We start from the raw sequence: 17,539 nt of genomic DNA on the forward strand, positions 1-17,539 counted from the left end.
GCCAGGTCGAATTTATTGCATTCAACATCTACAAAAAATTGCACCCTTCGCAAGCTATCGGCTAAGCGGAATGTAATGATCGCGTTACCGCATCTTTCATTGACATGGCCGCATCGCTTAGTCCATAAGACCGCCGTCAAGCTAGCCAGTGTCAGCTTCTTACCCCGCCTTTCCAACACTACAGATTCATGCTTGCCAGGTCGATATGACGTCTGGGCGAATGAATCCGTGCACTCGCAAATCAATCATACGCAGCACTGAGAATTTGCTCCATGTAGCCGATTCGGCATCACGGAACAACCAACCGAGAGACACCATGGCACTCGATTCCAGCATGTCAATTTCATCTTCGGATTTTCCCAACAGCACCGCCAAGCCATCGGCAAGTGTGCCTGGCAGCGCGCTTCCCGAGCGGCAATCGACGACATCTTCAGGAAGCGGTGACACCTTGATGGCGGCGCTCAAGCTCACGTTGCAACGCCTGGGGCTAGACCCAAGCGGGTTCACGCCAGCCAGTGACAGCTCTACGGACACCGATTCCTTTTCGGGAAACTCGGGCACTACTGCCGAGTCCCAAGCGCGCGGCGAGACGAACAAAAGTGCAGGCAAGCAATTTCTGGTAGCGCTGTATCAGGCGCTTGTCTTGCAACACGGCCTCAATGCGTCCGCCCAGCAAGAGAGCGATGCTACGGCAGCGGACCAGGTGACATCAGCCTATGTCGATCTCGGTTCGTCCATAGAAGAGCTTGCGAAGACTGTCCGGTCTACTTCCATAAGTCGCGATAGTCCGCCCGACACCTGGGACTGGCAGCTCGACGACCCGCTGGGGTCCACGTCCGGCAGTGATGATAGTGCGAGCGACAGCACCACAATTTCTGAAGCTGTGGGCACGCTCGACAACGCATTGCAATCCTATGTAGCACCTGACGGTAATGCGGGAGAGGTGTCGTTAGCGGATGTTCTTGATGGGTTGGGCGAAGAGACGAAGGGCATCAGATGGGATCCGATCGGACTGCTAGTCGACGTAAAGATTTAGGCTTCGCGGTGCCGAATGATCATCGGCACCGCAAGTCGGGCACTTGCATTAATTGCGGCGGAGACAGTGCGGTAAGTGCTGGTAAGGAGTCGAGAAAAGGCGCTGATCTTTCATTAATCAACGTTAGCCGTTACGCGTGATCATTCAATGTCGAAAGAGAGTTCTAGCGACCTGGCATGCATTCAAGTTTGCTTGAGGCTGCCTCGATCCCTTCATCCTTATTGAAAGCGAGCCTGATCATGAATGTTAACAACTATAGCCCCGCACAAAGTATTGCGCCGACACCCATGCGCCCGACCGGCGGCGGCTCAGGCAGCGCAGCCGGCAATAGCGCTAAAACCGATTCGCCATCGTTGCCGATCGAGCAAGCGACTCCCCCAACGCTGCCGTCGAACGGCTTGGTTGGCACACGCATCAATACCAGCGTCTGAAAGGGTAGTGGTCTCATTTATGTTCAATTTGCAGTCTTACAAGCGCTGCGTGCGGCTGGCGGCATGCCTGATGGCAGTTGTGGTCATATTGCCGATGGAAGGTTGCGCGGTGGCTGCACTGCCGTGCCGCCTGGTGTCGGCCACGCTCAAGATCGTGCCGGCCGTGGGGCATGCGGCCGCGGCGCCGTTCGATACATGCGCCGATGCAATCGATTGACAATGACCGGCTCGCCGCTAGACATGACGAGCGGCGAGCACGACTTATGGCTTGGCGGCAAGTTGGCAATCCAGACGACGGCCATTATTTCATCGTGCCGCGCGTGGCCAAGTCCCTTATTCCGGCTAACCATTAAAAACATGAACTCGTTAAAGTTTGCGATTCTGGCTAGCAGTATGGTTTCGTTAGCTGGATGCTCCGGCGGCTCGAATTCTATCGTCGATATGCCGACGTTCGCGCCGGTCGTGGTCTCAAGTCCGTTGAATATTGAAACGGGCGGCGCGATCTTCCAGGGTGGCAACACGCTGGCCTTGTACGAAACGCCACGCGCGCAGCACGTGGGCGACGTATTGACGATTCGTCTCTCGGAGTCCTATTCGGCTAATAACAGCGGCGATGCGTCAGCTAACCGGGCGAGCGAGATCAGCGCTGAAGCTGCAGACAAGTCTAGCGGCGCAGCGGCGCGACTGGCGAAGCTGTTCAACGTCGGGTCCGCCAGCACGACGTTCAAAGGGCAGGGGGCCGTGACGAACACGACCGGGATGACGGGGACGCTGGCGGTGTCGGTTATCGCCACGCTGCCGACCGGGAATCTTGTGGTCGCGGGGGACAAGATCATTGCGATGAACCAGAACCGCGATCGCCTGCGGCTGTCGGGTATCGTGAATCCCAAGGACATCGAGGTTGGAAACTACGTATCGTCCAGCAAAGTTGCCAACGCCCGTATTGAGCAGGCCGGTGTCGGGATGCTCGCCGATGCAACCACGGTGGGCTGGCTGCAGCGAATGTTTCTTAGCGTGCTGACGTTCTGATCCCGCGAGGGTCGCGGTCGGGGTTGGCGCCGGGTCACTAGTGCCGGACACTCCGGCATCCCATCTGAGCACTTCAAGCCCGTGTCTTTCCCCTGAATATTTCGGCCGGAAATGCAAGACCACCGGCTATCTTTCCGCCGGTCCCGGCATATCCGAAAACAGCATCCGGTTCAGCACCCGCATGGCGGGCGCTCGCTTCGCGGAGTGCTTCACGGAGCGGATGGATGTTTCGTCAACGTGCTCAGATCTTCATCCAGGCTCGTGCGAATGGTCGTAATTGCCTGGTCCACGTTGGCCGGGCGGAGCAGGTTACGCGCCAGTGCTTCGTAGACGTATTGGCGGATCGCCGGGACCTGCGTCTTTAGCAGGACATCGTGGTAGACATCCCTCATCTCGCTTTCCCGGCCGTTCAGGTCATATAGCCTTTGCAAATGCTGGAGATCATTAACCACCGCAAGGGTCGCTCCGAATCCTTCGCGGCTAACTCGGCCGTCATCCAGATTGGATGGCGAGGCGCTTTGAGCGAATGCGCTGCCGACACCGGTTGCGAGGACGCTTGCGAGGAGGAGAGTTTGGGTAAGTTGTTTCATGATTATCGAGTAGGACTTCGCTTAAGCGGAAGTCGAGTAAGAAATGACAATGCAACCTCACCGTCGACAGGTCACAAACTTCGCAACACTGCTGATCATTCTCACGGGCGACAGCCTTGTATCCGTATTGACGAAGGATAGTGCGGAGGCATGATTGCGATCCAGTCATTCCTCCACATTGCTTCGTCAATTTGCAGGGTTATGATTGCGCACTTTCGCTAGCGGTGAAATGCCGAGCAACATGCGCGTTCGCCAAGTCCTTTCTGAATCTTATAAATAATTTCGCCGCGTTTATTCGCTTAGGGAAAGAGAGTGCATGCGTTTAGGAAATAGTATGCAATTAAAGGAAATACTCCGTAAGCCTTAGGGCAAAGCCTTGTCTTTTCCACGCAATTTACTTGAGAGGAAAGGAGCATCATTTGGTTTAGGGTAGCTTGTTACCAATACAATGTGACGCTGCTCCTAAGGTTTTCGTCAAACGATCAATTGATCAATTCATCGACGATATTTTTTAGGCTCTGTAAAATTCGCGGAGGGAGCATGTTGCTAATCGGCGGTGCGGTAGGTTTCATGTCCGGGGTTCTGCTTATGTTTTTCCTCCTGGGACTTCGGGCGTCTGAGGATCGGGTGATCGATCTCAACGGCACCTTGATTACGCATAATCGGGCTGAAGCGCGGACCCGGAGGGCAGAGTCGTTCTTGCAAGTGCCCGGTTCCCGGGCTTGAATCCTGGGCTCAGGGCCATTGCGCTGGCCGATGCACCCGTCGAGCAGTTTGTATAAGAAGAGGAATACGCCAATGGCGAAGAAAAGCATTACTGAAGACGCTCAGGACGTGATGCGGGCGGCCATCCTGATCGAACTCGGTGCACGTATCCAAGTGCTGGAAAGTGAAGTCAACCTCTCTCGTGACCGCATGATTCGCCTTTATCAGGAAGTAAAGGGCGTGTCTCCGCCGAAGGGCATGTTGCCGTTCTCGGTCGACTGGTTCCTGACATGGGCACCGAATATCCACGCATCGCTTTTCTACAACATCTATAGGTTCCTCAAGGATCTTGCGGGCTGTTCGCATTTCGATGCATTGACGAAGGGCTATCAGCTTTATCTCGAGCATTGCGAGCGTCACGACAGCTACATTATGTTGAGCTTCACGCGCGCGTGGACGCTCGTGCGTTTCTTCGATGCCGGCATCCTTCAGTTGACCCGATGCTGCAGCTGCACGGGCAAGTTCGTCACGCGCAAGCAAGACGCGGCTCACGGCGCGGTGTGCGGCAGCTGCCAGCCGCCGTCACGGGCGGGCAAGAGCGCCAAGGCCGTTCCGCGAATCACGGAAGACGAAACCGCAGGTGAATGCAGCACGGTAAAGTCAGAGGTCGTAGAGGAGTTGAGTTCGACTCTATCGGCCTGCGCTGACGCGGAGCGGGCTCAGCACGAAGCATCCTACGGGCAGGCTGCCTGAGCCACGCTATAGAGTCTGCGAGTCCCGGGTGCGTGTTACCGCGCTCGTGATGATGGTGCGGCCTTTCCGGCCGCATTGGCGCTTCAATCTCGAATCAATCCGACGTTGCAACCACCATCTTGTCGATAAGCGCCGTGACCTTGGTCGCCGTGCTCGCGAAGCGGTCAAGCTTGGCGCCGCTCGTCGCGTAGCTCGCAGCGACCACGATCTTTCCGCGTTGGAGCAACGTGAGGTTGATGGCGGAAAGGTACTGGGTGTATCCGTCGGTGAATGTCCGATGCCCCCAATCCGTGGCGGCGCTATAGACGAGTGTGGCTTCGCAATTGGGCGGTGATGTCCCTGGCGCATACACGGTCGACTCCACTCCGCGTTTATGCAACGCGTATTGCAATGCGGGGACAAAGTCGCCAACGGGGACCAGGGAATTCCACTCGATGCAAACGGCATGAAGAGATGCCTGATCACCATTGATAACGGTGGGTGACGCGTGATTGGACGCAATGCTCAGGCCGGCTTGTACGACCGAGCCGGCTGCATCGACCGCGGATATCACGGTCAATGCGCAGCCGGATAACAAGCATGGGCTGAGCGCGGCGCAGATAAGCGAAACATTACGCAGAGATCGATTAACCCGGCAAGCGATGCCGCCGGTTGGTTTGAAGACCTCGGTCATGCCGAGGCGAATGACGGGTTCGACAATGGCCGAACTGCATCCTTCAACCCTACATTCGATCGAGCTAACCATGACACTGCCACTCCTGGTTTGCGTTCTTCAGCGGGTAGCGAGCAGGTGCAATTCGTGTGGAGCTTGCACGCTTGCGGTAAGGCTGACTCGACCCAATGCGCTCTTGATGATGAAATGACCGCGATAAAGACAAGTGACATTCCTGCTGACTTGCATGATTGACTTCCTGGGATGAAGAGGGCGCTTGTTGCGATTCGACTTGTGCAAGGCAATGGATCGTCTGACCGCAATTCCATGGTCGCGTATTTCAGCCGACGGTGAAACGGCAAGCAACAGACGGCTCCCGCACGCCCTTTCTCAACCTTTCCGCAGCGGTCGAAAAATCATGCAGCTTGCACGGGAGGAGCACTTGCCAACTTGCGTCAGCTCGCATCAACGCTGCTGGTTTTCCATTGCTGCACAACGGACTTAACCCAGGCGTCGGGCGCTTTCAGCAGATAGACGAGCGTGGCATTACGCGTAGCCGGGAGGAAACGCAAGGTGATCGAGCTCACCGCATTTTCCCATTCGTAGACCGGTAGCGCGTTGCTTGCAGATGTGGAGGCCGATGCGTGAGCCCCAGCCCGCGGCGCGCCATAGCGGTCCGCAAGCGCGTGGCGCAGATCGGCGGCGGTGCCTTCGTCTATGACGAACGACATTTCGTACAGCCTGAAGGTGGTTTGTCCGTTGACTCGTGCGAAGCGCAGCATGTGGTCCTGCGCCGGCGCACCGTCGACCACTGCGCGTGATATCGCCCAGCCACTGGCTTGTTGATGCGCCCAGCGGCAGGCAACCGTCAGGCTTTCGCGTGTCTTCAGGCTCATGCCGAGGGAGCCGGCGATCACATCGGTTTCGCACACCGGCACGCTGTCGATCGGGGTCGCCCTGACAGTCGCTCCTGCCTGGAATTCGTCGAGGGTGATGCCGAGAGGAATTCCACGGAACTCGAAGGGCGTATCTTGAAGGCGCCTTTTCTGATCAGCGGCTTGGCTTCTGGCGCTGCTCGCATCGTGCGCGACCGGGTCTGCGTGAACGTTGACGAACGGAGTGAGCGACAGCACTCCGGCAGCTAGCGCAAGTGCGCAGGCAAGAAGGGTGGGTTTCATGGTTCAGTTGATCACCAACGCAGGCATATCGAATGACATGCTTGTGGTTTGTTCCTCGAGCCTGACGCTTTGCGGCGTTGCTGAAGGCCATTGACCGCATTGGGCCGTTGTGGGCACATGAAGCCGGTTTGAGAAACCAGCAAATACTGGATTGCCGTGATGGGTCATGATAAGCCTCGCGTAGCGCATTGATTCCCAACTTCTATTCGACGCCACGCATCGAAGCCCCGGGCTTGCGGGTGAACGATGCGCGGCGAAGCGTATTGCGTGTCGAATCATCGCACCGGGTTTGGGCGTGCGATATGAGAAGGAGTGCGCGGTTTCCCGCAGTGCTTACGAGCTGTTTCCGCTGCTTACCAATTTTTAGTTAGAACATCGTGTTGTCGTTAGCCGCGTGCTCGGGCACCGGTTCAATCACATCCCAATGTTCGGCAATCTTGCCGTGATCGACGCGGAAGATATCGACGATAGCATTGCCCCGATCTTGCGGATTGCCGGTCGAGTGAACATGAAGAAACACGAGATCGCCATCGGCTGCACTGCGCACGATTTGCGAGCGTGCCTCGGGGTTTGCTTTGAAGCGCTCCGTAAAGAAGCTGATAAACGGCGCCGACCCGCTTGGCACATGCGGGTTGTGCTGAATGTAATTCGGCGCGAGCACGGTGCTGGCAATGCTCAGATCGTGCTGGTTGAATACCGTGTCGTAGAAACGCACGACCAGTGCGCGGTTGCTCTCCTCCTGGGCGAGATTGCGCGTTCCCGTATAGGCCGGCATCGCGCTATCTTCCGCGCAGGCGGCATGGCTCACGACCATGGCAAGCAGTGCAGTAGCCGCGAGCGCGCGGCGAAGGAAGAGTGTATTGGGCATCATATGAAATCCGTTGAGTAATAGGCTGCAGGCAGGTTGCAGGCAGGTTGCAGGCTGAGTGGTTATCTCAGCGCAAGCGCCAGTTCCACGAACTGCTGAACGCGTGAGTTCACATCGCCATGACGATGGGCGATATAAAGCGTTGTCTTGGTATCGTCGTCGTCGAGTTCCCTGAACACTACGCACGGTATCGCGATGGCCTTCAGTGTGGCCGGCACCAGCGCGATCCCCAGGCCGGTTGCTGTCAGACCGATCAGCGTGGACGCCTGCTGCGCTTCCTGGACCACGTAAGGCTCGAAGCCGCGCTTCGCGCATAACGCCACCGTTTGCTCGTGTACGGCTACGCCCGCCTGCCGCGGATATGCAATAAAGGACTCATTGTAACGACGTTTTCCGAGCTGCTGCCCGGCGTCGCTGCGGGGCATTGGGATATTAATGTCCCTTTGTTCGTGACGGCGGAGCGAGCCGAGCTTGTTGCGTTCAGCGTGCCTGTCTGGGCCTTGTACGACGGGTTCCTGGTTCGCACCGGACACGCAGGGCATCTGACGAGCTATGAGGGGCTGGCGCGGGCCGGTGACGCGCTGCTGGGCGTGATCACGGGTCAGGTTCAACACGACGCGGCCAGACGCTTCGGTGTACCCGAGTTGCGGATAAACCAGTACGAGCACCAGCAAGAAGCGATCGACGCGTTGCTGGAGGGCCGCATCGACGTATACGCGAGCACGGCGCTTGGAAACCGCACGCTTGTGCAACGCATGGGGAATGCGGCCTTGTCTGCCGTCTCGCACGATCTCGCGGCGGCAACGCCATATGTGCCCCCCAAAGGCGCGTTCTCATTCGCCAAGGCTAACGTGGATCTGCGCAATGAATTCGATATCCAACTGCGCAAGTACGTCGAGTCGCCGGATCATCGAAGCAAGATGGAGCGCTATGGGCTCACTGCTGCGGAGATCGATCCTGTTGTTATGGACTAAGATCGTGCCTTGGTCGACGGGAAAATTGTTCTCTGCGCGAGTAGCGTGCGCTGGTTAGCGCGGCCAAGCGTCAAACTATTCTTGCGATCGTGACGCGCGGCAAGTTATCACCTACAATCATATTAAAGGTGATAACTCGGAGCGCCCATGCCATCGTTTCACGAACTCGCTTTTCAAACGCTTTTCGCGCAATTGGAAGACACCGCACAGTCGCAAGCGGTCATTCCACTTGAGTCGCCCGGTTTGAAGATCGAGCGGACGGTGAAGGGTATCGACTATGTGTATTGGCGGAGAACAAAGGCCGGCAGGCGTGAAGAGGAACTGCTCGGGCGGACCGACGCTCCCGCCACTGCCGATAAACTCGTCAAGCTCGAATCGATTCAAGCCGAGCAGAAGACGCTGATGCATCGCTCATCCCAGCTACGCAAGGCTGGCTTCGCTGCCGCCGATAATTCGGCGGCGCTCACGATCGCGTCCATCTACAACGCCGGCATCTTCGAGCATGGCGGTGTGCTTGTCGGGACACACGCTTACGGCACTCTGATCAACAGCCTCGGTATTCGATCGCCTAAAAACTATCTGACCGCCGATGTCGACATCGGCACGACTCAAGGAATAACGGTCGCGATCCCGGAAGACAAGAGCTTTCTTGAGGTCTTGCGCAATAGCGGTCTTCAATTTTTGGAAGTGCCTCGCCTCGATCCGCGGAAACACGCAACGTCTTTCAAGGTGAGGGGAATAGATCTCAAGGTGGATCTACTCGTCGCAGGCGACGATACCTACACGTCCAAGCCGATTCCCGCGTTGAAGGCGCATGCAATGGGGCTGCCCTTTTTTAAGTATCTGATGGCTGAGAAGGTGCCAGGCATTGTGCTTGGGCGAGATCATGTCGTGCCGGTGAAGGTGCCGAGTCCGGCGAGGTTCGCCATTCACAAGCTGATCGTCAGCACGCTTCGCTCGAAAACGAGCGCATTGAAAGATGAAAAGGATTTGCATCAGGCGGTGACGCTCATCAGTGCCGTGCTGGAAAAGCATCCGACCGATCTTGAAGATGCCGTGGCGGCTCTCGACTCGAAGGGTCGCAAGCGGGCCGCATCGGGAGCACGTAATGCCGTGGCCATGACGTTGGATATTTCCCCCGAAGCCGAGGATTTCCTCGCGAGTCTGACTGGATGAAATGCCAAGAGTTATCACCTCTATTTAAATTAAAGGTGATAACTCGGCCGAAGGTAGAAGCCCGGCCACCCCAAGCGGCGCGCTCAGTCAATCATCTGATGAAACGAGCGCCATGCCGCGCGTGACATCCCGCGACATAATTGTTGAATGGAGATCGCGCGGTCATTCATTCATACTTCACTTCGTTGCAGGAACGCCAGAACGCGCAGATCTAACGCAGATTCAACCAGGCGTTTTCCGCACGCAGAGAGCGCCGATGATCAGCTATCCAAACTTGTTTGTCTCATCGGACGACGTGATTGAATAATCGAGACACGATGGTGTCGATGAGAGGATGAACATGCTGAATATTCTTAAGATGTTAGCCGGACGAAGCACGCTTCGCGCACTGTCCGCCTTGGCTTTTTGTGCCGTTTTGTTGACCGGCTGTGCTGGCGGCGTTACCAACGTGAGTGCTTTTCCCGCAGCGGCGCAGGTGCGGCCGGAGACCATTTATGTCTACGCGTTTGAGAGCACGCCGGAGCAGGTGAAACTCGACGGTGGTCTGCTCCAGAAGGTGAAGACGCAATTCGACGGTGCGTCGACCATGAAGAAGCAAGCCGACGATGCGCTTGAAGTGCGCGAGCAGGTGGCCGATGAAATCGTCAAGCAACTCCAGTCAATGGGCCTGCGCGCAGTACGTGCGGATTCGCCCGCGCCTACCGACCGGAACATCCTGATCGTGCAAGGCAGCTTCGAGACTATCGATGCCGGGAATCGCCGCCGCCGGATGCTGGTTGGTCTGGGCGCGGGAAAAAGCCAGGTCGGCACGTCCGTGCAACTCGTGTATCAACCGGCGGGCGAAACGCCGAGGCTGGTACAGAGTTTCGAAGCCAATGCGGACAGCGGCAAGGCGCCCGGCGTGGTGGAAACAGCGGGTATTGGTGCCGCTGCCGGACACGTTGCGACATCGGCAGCGGCAGGCGTGGGTCTGCATGCTGTGTCCGAGACCAAACACGCCGGAGTGTCGGAGGATGCGAAGCGCCTGGCCGATTCCGTCGCGAAGCAGGTTGCGCAGGTCGGCGTGAGTGAGGGCTGGATGACGCCTGACCGGATCAAGGGCTAGTGATCCGGGCCGCCCGGTCCAGGATCAAACTCGGCGAAACAGTATAGGAATTTTATCAAGCTGCCGGGCACCGGAGAACATGGACAAACCGGTGGCATCCAGCTTGATTGCAGTGCTTATGCAGCGGTCGCGGTCAACTGCCTTAGCTGCTCCAGCAGCATGACGGCGGGGCGCGGCAGGATGCCCTGGCGACGTCGGAAGGCCGTTAGCGTGCGGCGCGCGACGAGCCCTGGAATGGGCAGGGTATCGAACACGCCGGCCGCGCTTTCAGTGTCGTACATGGGCGCGGCCATCCAGCTTAAAAACCCCGCACGCGTGACAAGACTCTTCAGGACAGTAATGGACCGCGTCTCGACCGCGATCTCCGGCATGGGCAGCCCATGCTCGGCAAATACACGCTGCATGTGCTCGAATGGGCCAGTGCCCCGAGGCGGGATGCACCACTGCTGATCGAGGGTATCCGCCAGGCATAGCTCCGTTTTCGAACGCAGCGGATGATCGAGCGCAGCAACCACGTAGCTCGTGTCCTCCCAGCAACAATCGGATATGGCTGTAATCTCCTCCGTATCGGGCACGGCCATGCTGAGCGCAAGGTCGATCTCCTGCTTAAGCAGGCTGTCGGCGAGCCGGTCCCACACGCCCTCAATGATCTGCACGCGCAAGTTCGGCCAACGAGCAAGCACGCCGCTGACCGCCAAGGGCAGCACGAGGGTTGCAATGCTCGCCACGGCGCCTACCCGGATCGTGCCCTTGGCAAGACCGCGGATCGCGTCGATCTCTTCGCGCGCATTGTCGGCTTCATGCAGCAGCAGGGTGGCGTGCGGGAGCAGGGCCTCGCCAATCGCTGTCAGCTGCATGCCTTTCGAATGACGTTCGAACAGAGGGGCGCCGAGCTCTTCCTCCAGTCGCTTGATCGTCCGGCTCAAAGCCGGCTGCGTCACATGAAGAACCTCCGCCGCGCGACCGAGGCTGCTGCTTTCGACAATTGTCGTGAACGCATGAAGCTGCTGAAGACTAAAGGTCATGATTGCTTGGGAGCGGAAGGCTAAAAGGAGAGCAGATCAACGCAATTTCCCTTAACAATAAAGGCTAAAACGAAAACGCGTGCCGGAGAGTGGGTTTTGCCGATGAAGGCCGCTTTCTGGAAGCTGGATGTCACGCGGCATAGACGTCAACGTAACGGGCGTGTTCCGGTGCTCGAAGAATGGATTTCGACGCTGCCGAAGCATGACCTATCGCCGCAACAATATATCGTGCATAGCTTCCTCGCTATGGGTTGAAACTATTGACGGTGATAAGTTTCGCTAGCTTCGACATGATCGAGTCGGAGACAAGACGCATGAAATTCGAGCGGCGATTGATTGCCGGTCGGTTCATCTGCGTTGCGCTCACGATCGCCACGCGTGTCAAGCTGTCCTCGCTCACAATGACAATTGCAATCAGAGTCGATACCGACGCTACCATCCAGATCCGCAGCTTCGCGCGGAGCATCGGCCAAATCGTGCTGCAGAGAAACGCAGCAACAGGCGGGATCCTTGTCCTCGCTTTATTGTGCTTCAGCCCCCGCCTTGCATGCGCATTGTTAATCGGCACGCTGACGGGCAATGTGCTCGCGCATATCTTCGATGACCATGGTTCGCCGACAACGCTCAACGACTTGCATGGCTTCAATGGAGGGCTCGCGGCACTTGCTGCGTTTACCTTCATCCATGACGATTCGCGCGCGAGTGCCGTCGCAATCCTCGCGGCCGTGTTAGCCACCGGTTTGTCGAACAGGCTCACGCGGGCGCTCAGCCGTTGGAATTTGCCGGCCTATTCGAGTCCCGCAGTGCTTGTGACATGGGCTTGGCTACCTTTATTCGCGGACCCATCCGTCCCAAATGCGACAGCGCGAGTGGTTGCCGCGGCAAACGCGGACAGCCTTGTCAGTGTACTTTTTAGCGTCGCCCCTGCATTCCTTCGGCCCGGCCTCCAAGATATTGTCGCAGGCCTGGCGCCGATCACTTTTGCCGCGGGGCCTGCTGCGGGGGCTTTGATTCTCGTCGGCCTCCTGGTGGCGAGGCCGTCACGCGCCGCATGGGCGCTCGGTGGTAGCGCGCTCGGACTTGCGCTATATACGTTTGTCGGCACATCCGCGGGCATGCTGCAGAGCGGTACATGCGGCTTCAATCCTGCGCTAGCGGCGCTCGCGACGTGCCGGTTCGGTGTCAAAGCGGCGCTTTCAGCCATTGGTTTGACCTTGCTGATCGAGCTCGCGGCGTCAGCGGTTGGCATACCCGCGATGACCGCGCCTTTCGTGCTGGCTTCGTGGGCTGTGCAGTTGCTCGAGCAGCGCTTCAATGCACGCGCCAACAACAAAGACTCCCATGTCGCTCACGCACAAAACTGATCGCCGCATCGCGTCATCTGGATCCGGCGCTCCTGCGTAAGCTCCATCGAATCGATTTGTCGAACCGTCTCTTAGGCAACGAATGCCGAACGTCGCGCGACGCGACGTTGCCGGGTCGGCTAGAAATATTCCAAATGGATGTTTTGAGGGTATATCCATTGTCGCAAGTGAGCGGCGACGACGTCCATAAAAGCCGTCGGCCCGCAACAGTAGGCGTGGGTATTCGATGGAGCCGCTTCGACGGCATAGCCCACCGCACGGTCGGTTGCCTCAGGCGTGAGCCCATAGTGATAATTGACGTGTCCGCTGTGTTCCATTTCGCTCAAGCGGTCCTGAAACGCAGCACACTCGGTCGATCGCGCGAAATAGTGCAAATCAAATGGGCGCTGATTAAACGCCAGCTCTTGAGCCATCGCTAGCAACGGTGTGATTCCAATACCTGCAGCGAACAGGAGCGCCTTCTGCGAAGAGTCGAACAACTGAAAATTGTTACGCGGTAGGCCAATGAACAGTTTGTCTCCTTCAAGAACGTCTCGATGAATAGTGGCTGACCCTCCCCGGGACCGGGTATCTTCCTTGATCCCCAGTACGTAGGCATCCGTGTCCGCCGGACCGTTGCAAAGCGAATACTGACGAACGACGCTTTCAGCACATTTGTGCTGAGGGATGTGCACGTCAATGTACGCGCCTGCCGCGAATGCGGGGAGCTTGACTTGTGCGTCCGCGACTAACTCCAGGCCGACAATGTCCTGTGCTACGGCCCATTTCCTCCGAACAACAACAGAAAGCGTATCCATTTCGTGTTCCTAATCAATAATTGTTAGCGATCGAGAATTAATAATTCATTTACATCCAGATCCAAAGAATTTTTGTAAATAACTCAGCGCACACGGTCGCTTCCGGGGCCGGATGGGAGCGCATGGGTCTAGTGAAGCGGGCGATCCGTTTAGGGACGAATCACAGCAAAGCAACGGGGAAATCGTACCGGGAAAGCACTGCCCGGACGGTCGGCAATCTGAGTGCGAATGTCGCTGGCGCCGCTTTAAATAGCGGTCGGAAGATACTCGTGAGCGATCGTGCTGTTCCTCAAATGTAGCGGTTTGTCACGCTCGGGGATATGGTGTCGCGACGAATTGCAGGTATACCGCAAATGCGATCTTGCTTGTCGGGCGGCGATTCCGCTTCTGCACAAGAGACGGCGGCAGCGCTAAAGATCGTTGAACATGTGGAGGAAGTGGAAAGCGGAAGGATCGGGAGTAGGGAATCTCGTGCGTATCTGCTCCAGTACCCCTATCCGAAGCTGATGACGTGGGTAGCGTTTGATAATCTCCGCCGCGAAGCGCCTCCACGAAAACCATGATTCAAAGTCATGCGAAAAAGTAATGCCTTTCTCTTAAAAAGGCAATATTCACGATGTGTGCGCGATTGGATAATCATGCAACGGATTAAGCGCTCACTCACTGGATTTTCAGGAGGCATTTGCATGACAGGCAGCACCCCACAGCAAGCTGGTTCAAGTCGCGATCAACGCGCGCGCATTTCGGTCCGCGACGCCGTGATCGATTTCATGCGACGCGTGGGAATGACGTCGGTATTTGCGAACCCGGGGTCGACCGAGTTGCCGATGTTCCGCGATTTTCCGGCCGATTTCCGCTACGTACTTGGGCTTCAGGAAGCCGTTGTGGTCGGAATGGCCGACGGTTATGCGCAGGCAACGGGTAATGCATCGCTGGTGAACCTGCATTCGGCAGCGGGTGTCGGCAACGCGATGGGCAATATTTTTACGGCATTTCGTAACCGGTCACCGATTGTCGTGACCGCCGGACAACAGGCCCGTTCGATCCTTCCATTCGACCCCTTCCTGGCGTCGACGCAAGCAACCGAGTTACCCAAGCCTTACGTGAAATGGAGTATTGAACCGGCGCGCGCTGCCGACGTTCCGCTGGCAATCGCGCGCGCTTATCACATCGCCATGCAGGAGCCGCGTGGACCAGTGTTCGTTTCTATTCCTGCTGATGATTGGGATCAACCGGCGGACTACGTGCCGGTGAGCGACGTCAGCACGGTGACGCGGCCCGATCCTGTCATGCTGGCGCGCATGGGTGACGCGCTCGATCAATGCGCTCGGCCTGCGTTTGTCGTCGGTGGCGGCGTGGACCGCGCGGGCGCGGTGGACGAAGTGGTGCGCCTCGCCGAACGTCATCAGGCACGCGTTTTTGTGGCGCCCATGTCGGGACGCTGCAGCTTTCCTGAGGATCATCGGCTGTTCGCCGGTTTCCTTCCCGCCATGCGCGAGAAGATCGTCGAGATATTGGACGGCCATGATCTCATCTGCGTGCTCGGTGCTCCCGCGTTCACCTACCACGTGGAAGGCAATGGTCCGCACGTCCCCCCGGGCGCGCAACTATTCCAGCTTATCGATGACCCCGGTGTGGCCGCCTGGACCCCGACCGGCACGGCGACGGTCGGGAACATCCGGCTGGGCGTCACGGACTTGCTGGCGCGGCCCGCGCCCAGGGCACGTCCGCTGCCGCCAGTTCGCCGCGCGCCTCCACGCGCCGAGGCTTCATCACTGATGTCGGTGGCATTCGTGCTGCAAACGCTTGCCGAAATACGCAACCCGGCCGATGTCGTGGTTGAAGAAGCGCCGAGTGCCCGGCCGGTCATGCAGGACTATCTGCCGTTCACCCGCAGCGGCACGTTCCTGACCATGGAGAGCGGTGGCCTTGGATACGGCATGCCTGCGGCAGTGGGTGTGGCCCTCGCCAAGCCGGGTACCCGGGTAATCGCGCTGATTGGCGATGGTTCCAGCATGTACTCGATCCAGGCTATATGGAGTGCGGTTCAGCTTGATCTGCCTATTACATTCGTCATCCTTAACAACTCACGATACGCGGCATTGCAGGATTTTGCGCCGGTGTTTGGCTTTGCACCGACCGATCCGGTACAGGGAACCGACCTCCCGGGTTTGGATTTCGTGATGCTTGCTGCCGGCATGGGATGTCGTGGCGCGGCGGTCAGGGAGGCCGCGCGCTTGAAAGACGTATTGAACGAAGCTTTGCACACCGCCGGGCCGATGCTGGTAGAAACCATCGTGGCTTAGCGCGCGTGGTGCAACGACCACGGCTTACATAAAAATTATCAGGAGACAGACGATGAAAACCATTGCCATGTTGATCAACGGCGAAGCAGTCCAGGCAGCTAACGGCGCGACCTTCGAGCGCAGGAATCCACTGGATGGCGAGGTCGCCACGCGTGCACCGGCCGCATCAGTGGCCGACGCGCTCGCCGCGGTCGATGCCGCCGCGAGTGCGTTCCCCGCGTGGTCCGCTACAGGGCCGGGCGAGCGACGCGCACTGTTGATGCGTGCCGCGCAAGTCATCGAAGAAAAGCACGCCGCCTTTGTGTCCGCCATGGCGGTAGAAACCGGGGCGTCGGCTATCTGGTCCGGGTTCAACGTGCATCTGGCTTCGTCCGGACTCATGGAGGCAGCAGCGCTTACCACGCAAATTGCTGGCGAAATCATTCCATCCGATGTACCTGGCAGCCTTGCAATGGGCGTGCGCCAAGCGGCCGGTGTCGTGCTCGGGATCGCGCCGTGGAACGCGCCGGTGATCCTGGCGGTTCGTGCTATCGCGCTGCCGCTCGCGTGCGGCAACACGGTCGTCCTTAAAGGGTCCGAGATATGTCCGGCAACGCATGGCCTGATCATTGATGCCTTGCAGGAAGCAGGATTGCCCGCGGGCGTAGTGAACTTCGTGACAAACGCACCAGCGGACGCCGGCCCGATCGTTGAAGCGATGATTGCTCATCCCAAGGTGCGGCGCGTCAACTTCACGGGTTCGACCCGGGTCGGCAAGGTCATTGCTGCAAGCTGCGCGAAGTACCTCAAACCAGCGGTCCTGGAGCTTGGCGGCAAGGCGCCGCTGCTCGTGCTGGACGATGCCGATCTTGACGCCGCAGTCAATGCGGCCGTGTTCGGTGCGTTCGCCAACTCGGGACAAATTTGCATGTCGACGGAACGTATCGTGGTGGATCGCAAGGTGGCCGACGCGTTCGTCACCCGGTTCGCCGCCCGGGCGGTCGAACTGCCGTTGGGCGATCCGCGCAACGGACCGGTCGTGCTTGGCTCGGTTGTCGACATGACTACCGTCGCGCGATGCAATGCGTTGATCGACGATGCGCTCGCGAAAGGCGCAAAGCTCGCGTGCGGCGGCAAGGCCGACAGCACACTGATGCCGGCCACACTACTGGACCACGTCAGCGCCGACATGCGGATCTACCACGAGGAATCGTTTGGACCAGTCAAAGCGATCGTGCGCGTGGACGGCGACGAGCAGGCCATAGCCTGCGCCAACGACAACGAATTCGGTTTGTCTTCAGCGGTGTTCAGCGGGGACATCGCGCGCGCGATGAATGTTGCCAGGCGCATTGAGTCGGGCATCTGTCACATCAACGGCCCGACGGTGCACGACGAGGCCCAGATGCCTTTTGGTGGCGTCAAGGGCAGCGGATTCGGTCACTTTGGCGGCAAGGCCGGCATCGCGGAATTCACCGATCTGCGCTGGATCACTGTGCAAACCACGCCTCGTCACTATCCGTTCTGATGAGGGACGCGTGGCGCGTACGGCCGCGTCGTCCACCGACGGTAAA

18 protein-coding genes are annotated in these 17,539 nt (G+C 58.2%); 11 read left to right on the top strand and 7 right to left on the bottom strand.

The window, feature by feature from the left end:
* Positions 1 to 316: 316 nt before the first annotated feature.
* From FH08_RS0113900 to FH08_RS0113915, 4 genes are all read left to right on the top strand, one after another.
* Positions 317 to 1,036, top strand: a complete 720-nt coding sequence (locus tag FH08_RS0113900) for a hypothetical protein (RefSeq protein WP_152602826.1) — start codon at positions 317 to 319, stop codon at positions 1,034 to 1,036.
* 239 nt (positions 1,037 to 1,275) lie between these two features.
* Positions 1,276 to 1,467: a hypothetical protein gene (locus tag FH08_RS0113905; RefSeq protein ID WP_152602827.1), complete on the top strand. Its 192-nt coding sequence runs from the start codon at positions 1,276 to 1,278 to the stop codon at positions 1,465 to 1,467.
* A gap of 70 nt (positions 1,468 to 1,537) precedes the next feature.
* Complete coding sequence (locus FH08_RS0113910; protein WP_326928957.1) at positions 1,538 to 1,684, top strand: DUF6726 family protein; 147 nt, start codon at positions 1,538 to 1,540, stop codon at positions 1,682 to 1,684.
* Positions 1,685 to 1,860: 176 nt separating this feature from the next.
* A complete protein-coding gene (locus FH08_RS0113915) occupies positions 1,861 to 2,496 on the top strand; it encodes a flagellar basal body L-ring protein FlgH (protein WP_419178002.1) in 636 nt (211 codons plus the stop codon).
* Between the two features lie 209 nt (positions 2,497 to 2,705).
* Here FH08_RS0113915 and FH08_RS49500 read toward each other — a convergent pair whose 3' ends face one another.
* A complete protein-coding gene (locus FH08_RS49500) occupies positions 2,706 to 3,086 on the bottom strand; it encodes a hypothetical protein (protein WP_051888263.1) in 381 nt (126 codons plus the stop codon).
* A 798-nt stretch (positions 3,087 to 3,884) separates the two neighbouring features.
* Here FH08_RS49500 and flhC point away from each other — a divergent pair.
* Entirely contained in the window at positions 3,885 to 4,544 is a 660-nt protein-coding gene (flhC, locus tag FH08_RS0113930; protein WP_081889468.1) for a flagellar transcriptional regulator FlhC, read from the top strand.
* 94 nt (positions 4,545 to 4,638) lie between these two features.
* Here flhC and FH08_RS0113935 read toward each other — a convergent pair whose 3' ends face one another.
* From FH08_RS0113935 to FH08_RS0113950, 4 genes are all read right to left on the bottom strand, one after another.
* Positions 4,639 to 5,289 (bottom strand): hypothetical protein, encoded by a 651-nt coding sequence (locus FH08_RS0113935; RefSeq protein ID WP_235210359.1) that lies wholly within the window; start codon positions 5,287 to 5,289, stop codon positions 4,639 to 4,641.
* Between the two features lie 362 nt (positions 5,290 to 5,651).
* Complete coding sequence (locus tag FH08_RS0113940) at positions 5,652 to 6,374, bottom strand: hypothetical protein (RefSeq protein WP_031358910.1); 723 nt, start codon at positions 6,372 to 6,374, stop codon at positions 5,652 to 5,654.
* Between the two features lie 367 nt (positions 6,375 to 6,741).
* Positions 6,742 to 7,242: an ester cyclase gene (locus FH08_RS0113945; protein ID WP_031358911.1), complete on the bottom strand. Its 501-nt coding sequence runs from the start codon at positions 7,240 to 7,242 to the stop codon at positions 6,742 to 6,744.
* 62 nt (positions 7,243 to 7,304) lie between these two features.
* On the bottom strand, positions 7,305 to 7,667 hold the full coding sequence (locus FH08_RS0113950) for a LysR family substrate-binding domain-containing protein (protein ID WP_051888264.1): 363 nt from the start codon (positions 7,665 to 7,667) through the stop codon (positions 7,305 to 7,307).
* Here FH08_RS0113950 and FH08_RS0113955 point away from each other — a divergent pair.
* The 3 genes from FH08_RS0113955 to FH08_RS0113970 all read left to right on the top strand — a co-directional run bounded on the left by FH08_RS0113955 (position 7,575) and on the right by FH08_RS0113970 (position 10,497).
* The gene (locus tag FH08_RS0113955) at positions 7,575 to 8,216 is read left to right on the top strand and encodes a transporter substrate-binding domain-containing protein (RefSeq protein ID WP_160172470.1); all 642 of its coding nucleotides are present in this window, start codon (positions 7,575 to 7,577) and stop codon (positions 8,214 to 8,216) included. The genes FH08_RS0113950 and FH08_RS0113955 overlap by 93 nt on opposite strands.
* Positions 8,217 to 8,363: 147 nt before the next feature.
* A complete protein-coding gene (locus FH08_RS0113960) occupies positions 8,364 to 9,392 on the top strand; it encodes a GSU2403 family nucleotidyltransferase fold protein (RefSeq protein ID WP_031358914.1) in 1,029 nt (342 codons plus the stop codon).
* A 340-nt stretch (positions 9,393 to 9,732) separates the two neighbouring features.
* Positions 9,733 to 10,497, top strand: coding sequence for a DUF4410 domain-containing protein (locus FH08_RS0113970; protein ID WP_031358916.1), 765 nt, complete (start codon positions 9,733 to 9,735; stop codon positions 10,495 to 10,497).
* Positions 10,498 to 10,613: 116 nt separating this feature from the next.
* Here FH08_RS0113970 and FH08_RS0113975 read toward each other — a convergent pair whose 3' ends face one another.
* Positions 10,614 to 11,522 carry a LysR family transcriptional regulator gene (locus FH08_RS0113975; protein ID WP_031358917.1) on the bottom strand — a complete coding sequence of 303 codons (909 nt, stop codon included), beginning with the start codon at positions 11,520 to 11,522 and terminating at the stop codon, positions 10,614 to 10,616.
* Positions 11,523 to 11,836: 314 nt separating this feature from the next.
* Here FH08_RS0113975 and FH08_RS0113985 point away from each other — a divergent pair, with 314 nt between their 5' ends.
* On the top strand, positions 11,837 to 12,886 hold the full coding sequence (locus FH08_RS0113985) for an urea transporter (protein ID WP_235210360.1): 1,050 nt from the start codon (positions 11,837 to 11,839) through the stop codon (positions 12,884 to 12,886).
* 119 nt (positions 12,887 to 13,005) lie between these two features.
* Here the strand turns inward: FH08_RS0113985 and FH08_RS0113990 are convergent, their stop codons facing one another.
* On the bottom strand, positions 13,006 to 13,683 hold the full coding sequence (locus FH08_RS0113990) for a ferredoxin reductase (protein ID WP_031358919.1): 678 nt from the start codon (positions 13,681 to 13,683) through the stop codon (positions 13,006 to 13,008).
* Positions 13,684 to 14,369: 686 nt separating this feature from the next.
* Here FH08_RS0113990 and mdlC point away from each other — a divergent pair.
* Together mdlC and FH08_RS0114000 are read left to right on the top strand one after the other, a co-directional pair.
* The gene (mdlC, locus tag FH08_RS0113995) at positions 14,370 to 15,989 is read left to right on the top strand and encodes a benzoylformate decarboxylase (protein ID WP_031358920.1); all 1,620 of its coding nucleotides are present in this window, start codon (positions 14,370 to 14,372) and stop codon (positions 15,987 to 15,989) included.
* A gap of 52 nt (positions 15,990 to 16,041) precedes the next feature.
* On the top strand, positions 16,042 to 17,493 hold the full coding sequence (locus FH08_RS0114000; protein ID WP_031358921.1) for an aldehyde dehydrogenase: 1,452 nt from the start codon (positions 16,042 to 16,044) through the stop codon (positions 17,491 to 17,493).
* The last annotated feature ends 46 nt before the right edge of the window (positions 17,494 to 17,539 follow it).

Source organism: Caballeronia sordidicola (genome assembly GCF_000729995.1).
Lineage (GTDB): Bacteria > Pseudomonadota > Gammaproteobacteria > Burkholderiales > Burkholderiaceae > Caballeronia > Caballeronia sordidicola_A.

Excerpts from the sequence above, each read along its gene's own strand:
- FH08_RS0113945 (WP_031358911.1), bottom strand. The coding sequence starts at position 7,242 with ATGCCCAATACACTCTTCCTTCGCCGCGCGCTCGCGGCTACTGCACTG.
- FH08_RS0113935 (WP_235210359.1), bottom strand. The coding sequence starts at position 5,289 with ATGGTTAGCTCGATCGAATGTAGGGTTGAAGGATGCAGTTCGGCCATT.
- FH08_RS0113940 (WP_031358910.1), bottom strand. The coding sequence starts at position 6,374 with ATGAAACCCACCCTTCTTGCCTGCGCACTTGCGCTAGCTGCCGGAGTG.
- FH08_RS0114000 (WP_031358921.1), top strand. The coding sequence starts at position 16,042 with ATGAAAACCATTGCCATGTTGATCAACGGCGAAGCAGTCCAGGCAGCT.
- FH08_RS0113910 (WP_326928957.1), top strand. The coding sequence starts at position 1,538 with ATGGCAGTTGTGGTCATATTGCCGATGGAAGGTTGCGCGGTGGCTGCA.
- FH08_RS0113950 (WP_051888264.1), bottom strand. The coding sequence starts at position 7,667 with ATGCCCCGCAGCGACGCCGGGCAGCAGCTCGGAAAACGTCGTTACAAT.
- mdlC (WP_031358920.1), top strand. The coding sequence starts at position 14,370 with ATGACAGGCAGCACCCCACAGCAAGCTGGTTCAAGTCGCGATCAACGC.
- FH08_RS0113960 (WP_031358914.1), top strand. The coding sequence starts at position 8,364 with ATGCCATCGTTTCACGAACTCGCTTTTCAAACGCTTTTCGCGCAATTG.
- FH08_RS0113990 (WP_031358919.1), bottom strand. The coding sequence starts at position 13,683 with ATGGATACGCTTTCTGTTGTTGTTCGGAGGAAATGGGCCGTAGCACAG.
- flhC (WP_081889468.1), top strand. The coding sequence starts at position 3,885 with ATGGCGAAGAAAAGCATTACTGAAGACGCTCAGGACGTGATGCGGGCG.
- FH08_RS0113915 (WP_419178002.1), top strand. The coding sequence starts at position 1,861 with ATGGTTTCGTTAGCTGGATGCTCCGGCGGCTCGAATTCTATCGTCGAT.
- FH08_RS0113985 (WP_235210360.1), top strand. The coding sequence starts at position 11,837 with ATGAAATTCGAGCGGCGATTGATTGCCGGTCGGTTCATCTGCGTTGCG.
- FH08_RS0113970 (WP_031358916.1), top strand. The coding sequence starts at position 9,733 with ATGCTGAATATTCTTAAGATGTTAGCCGGACGAAGCACGCTTCGCGCA.
- FH08_RS0113975 (WP_031358917.1), bottom strand. The coding sequence starts at position 11,522 with ATGACCTTTAGTCTTCAGCAGCTTCATGCGTTCACGACAATTGTCGAA.
- FH08_RS0113905 (WP_152602827.1), top strand. The coding sequence starts at position 1,276 with ATGAATGTTAACAACTATAGCCCCGCACAAAGTATTGCGCCGACACCC.
- FH08_RS0113900 (WP_152602826.1), top strand. The coding sequence starts at position 317 with ATGGCACTCGATTCCAGCATGTCAATTTCATCTTCGGATTTTCCCAAC.
- FH08_RS49500 (WP_051888263.1), bottom strand. The coding sequence starts at position 3,086 with ATGAAACAACTTACCCAAACTCTCCTCCTCGCAAGCGTCCTCGCAACC.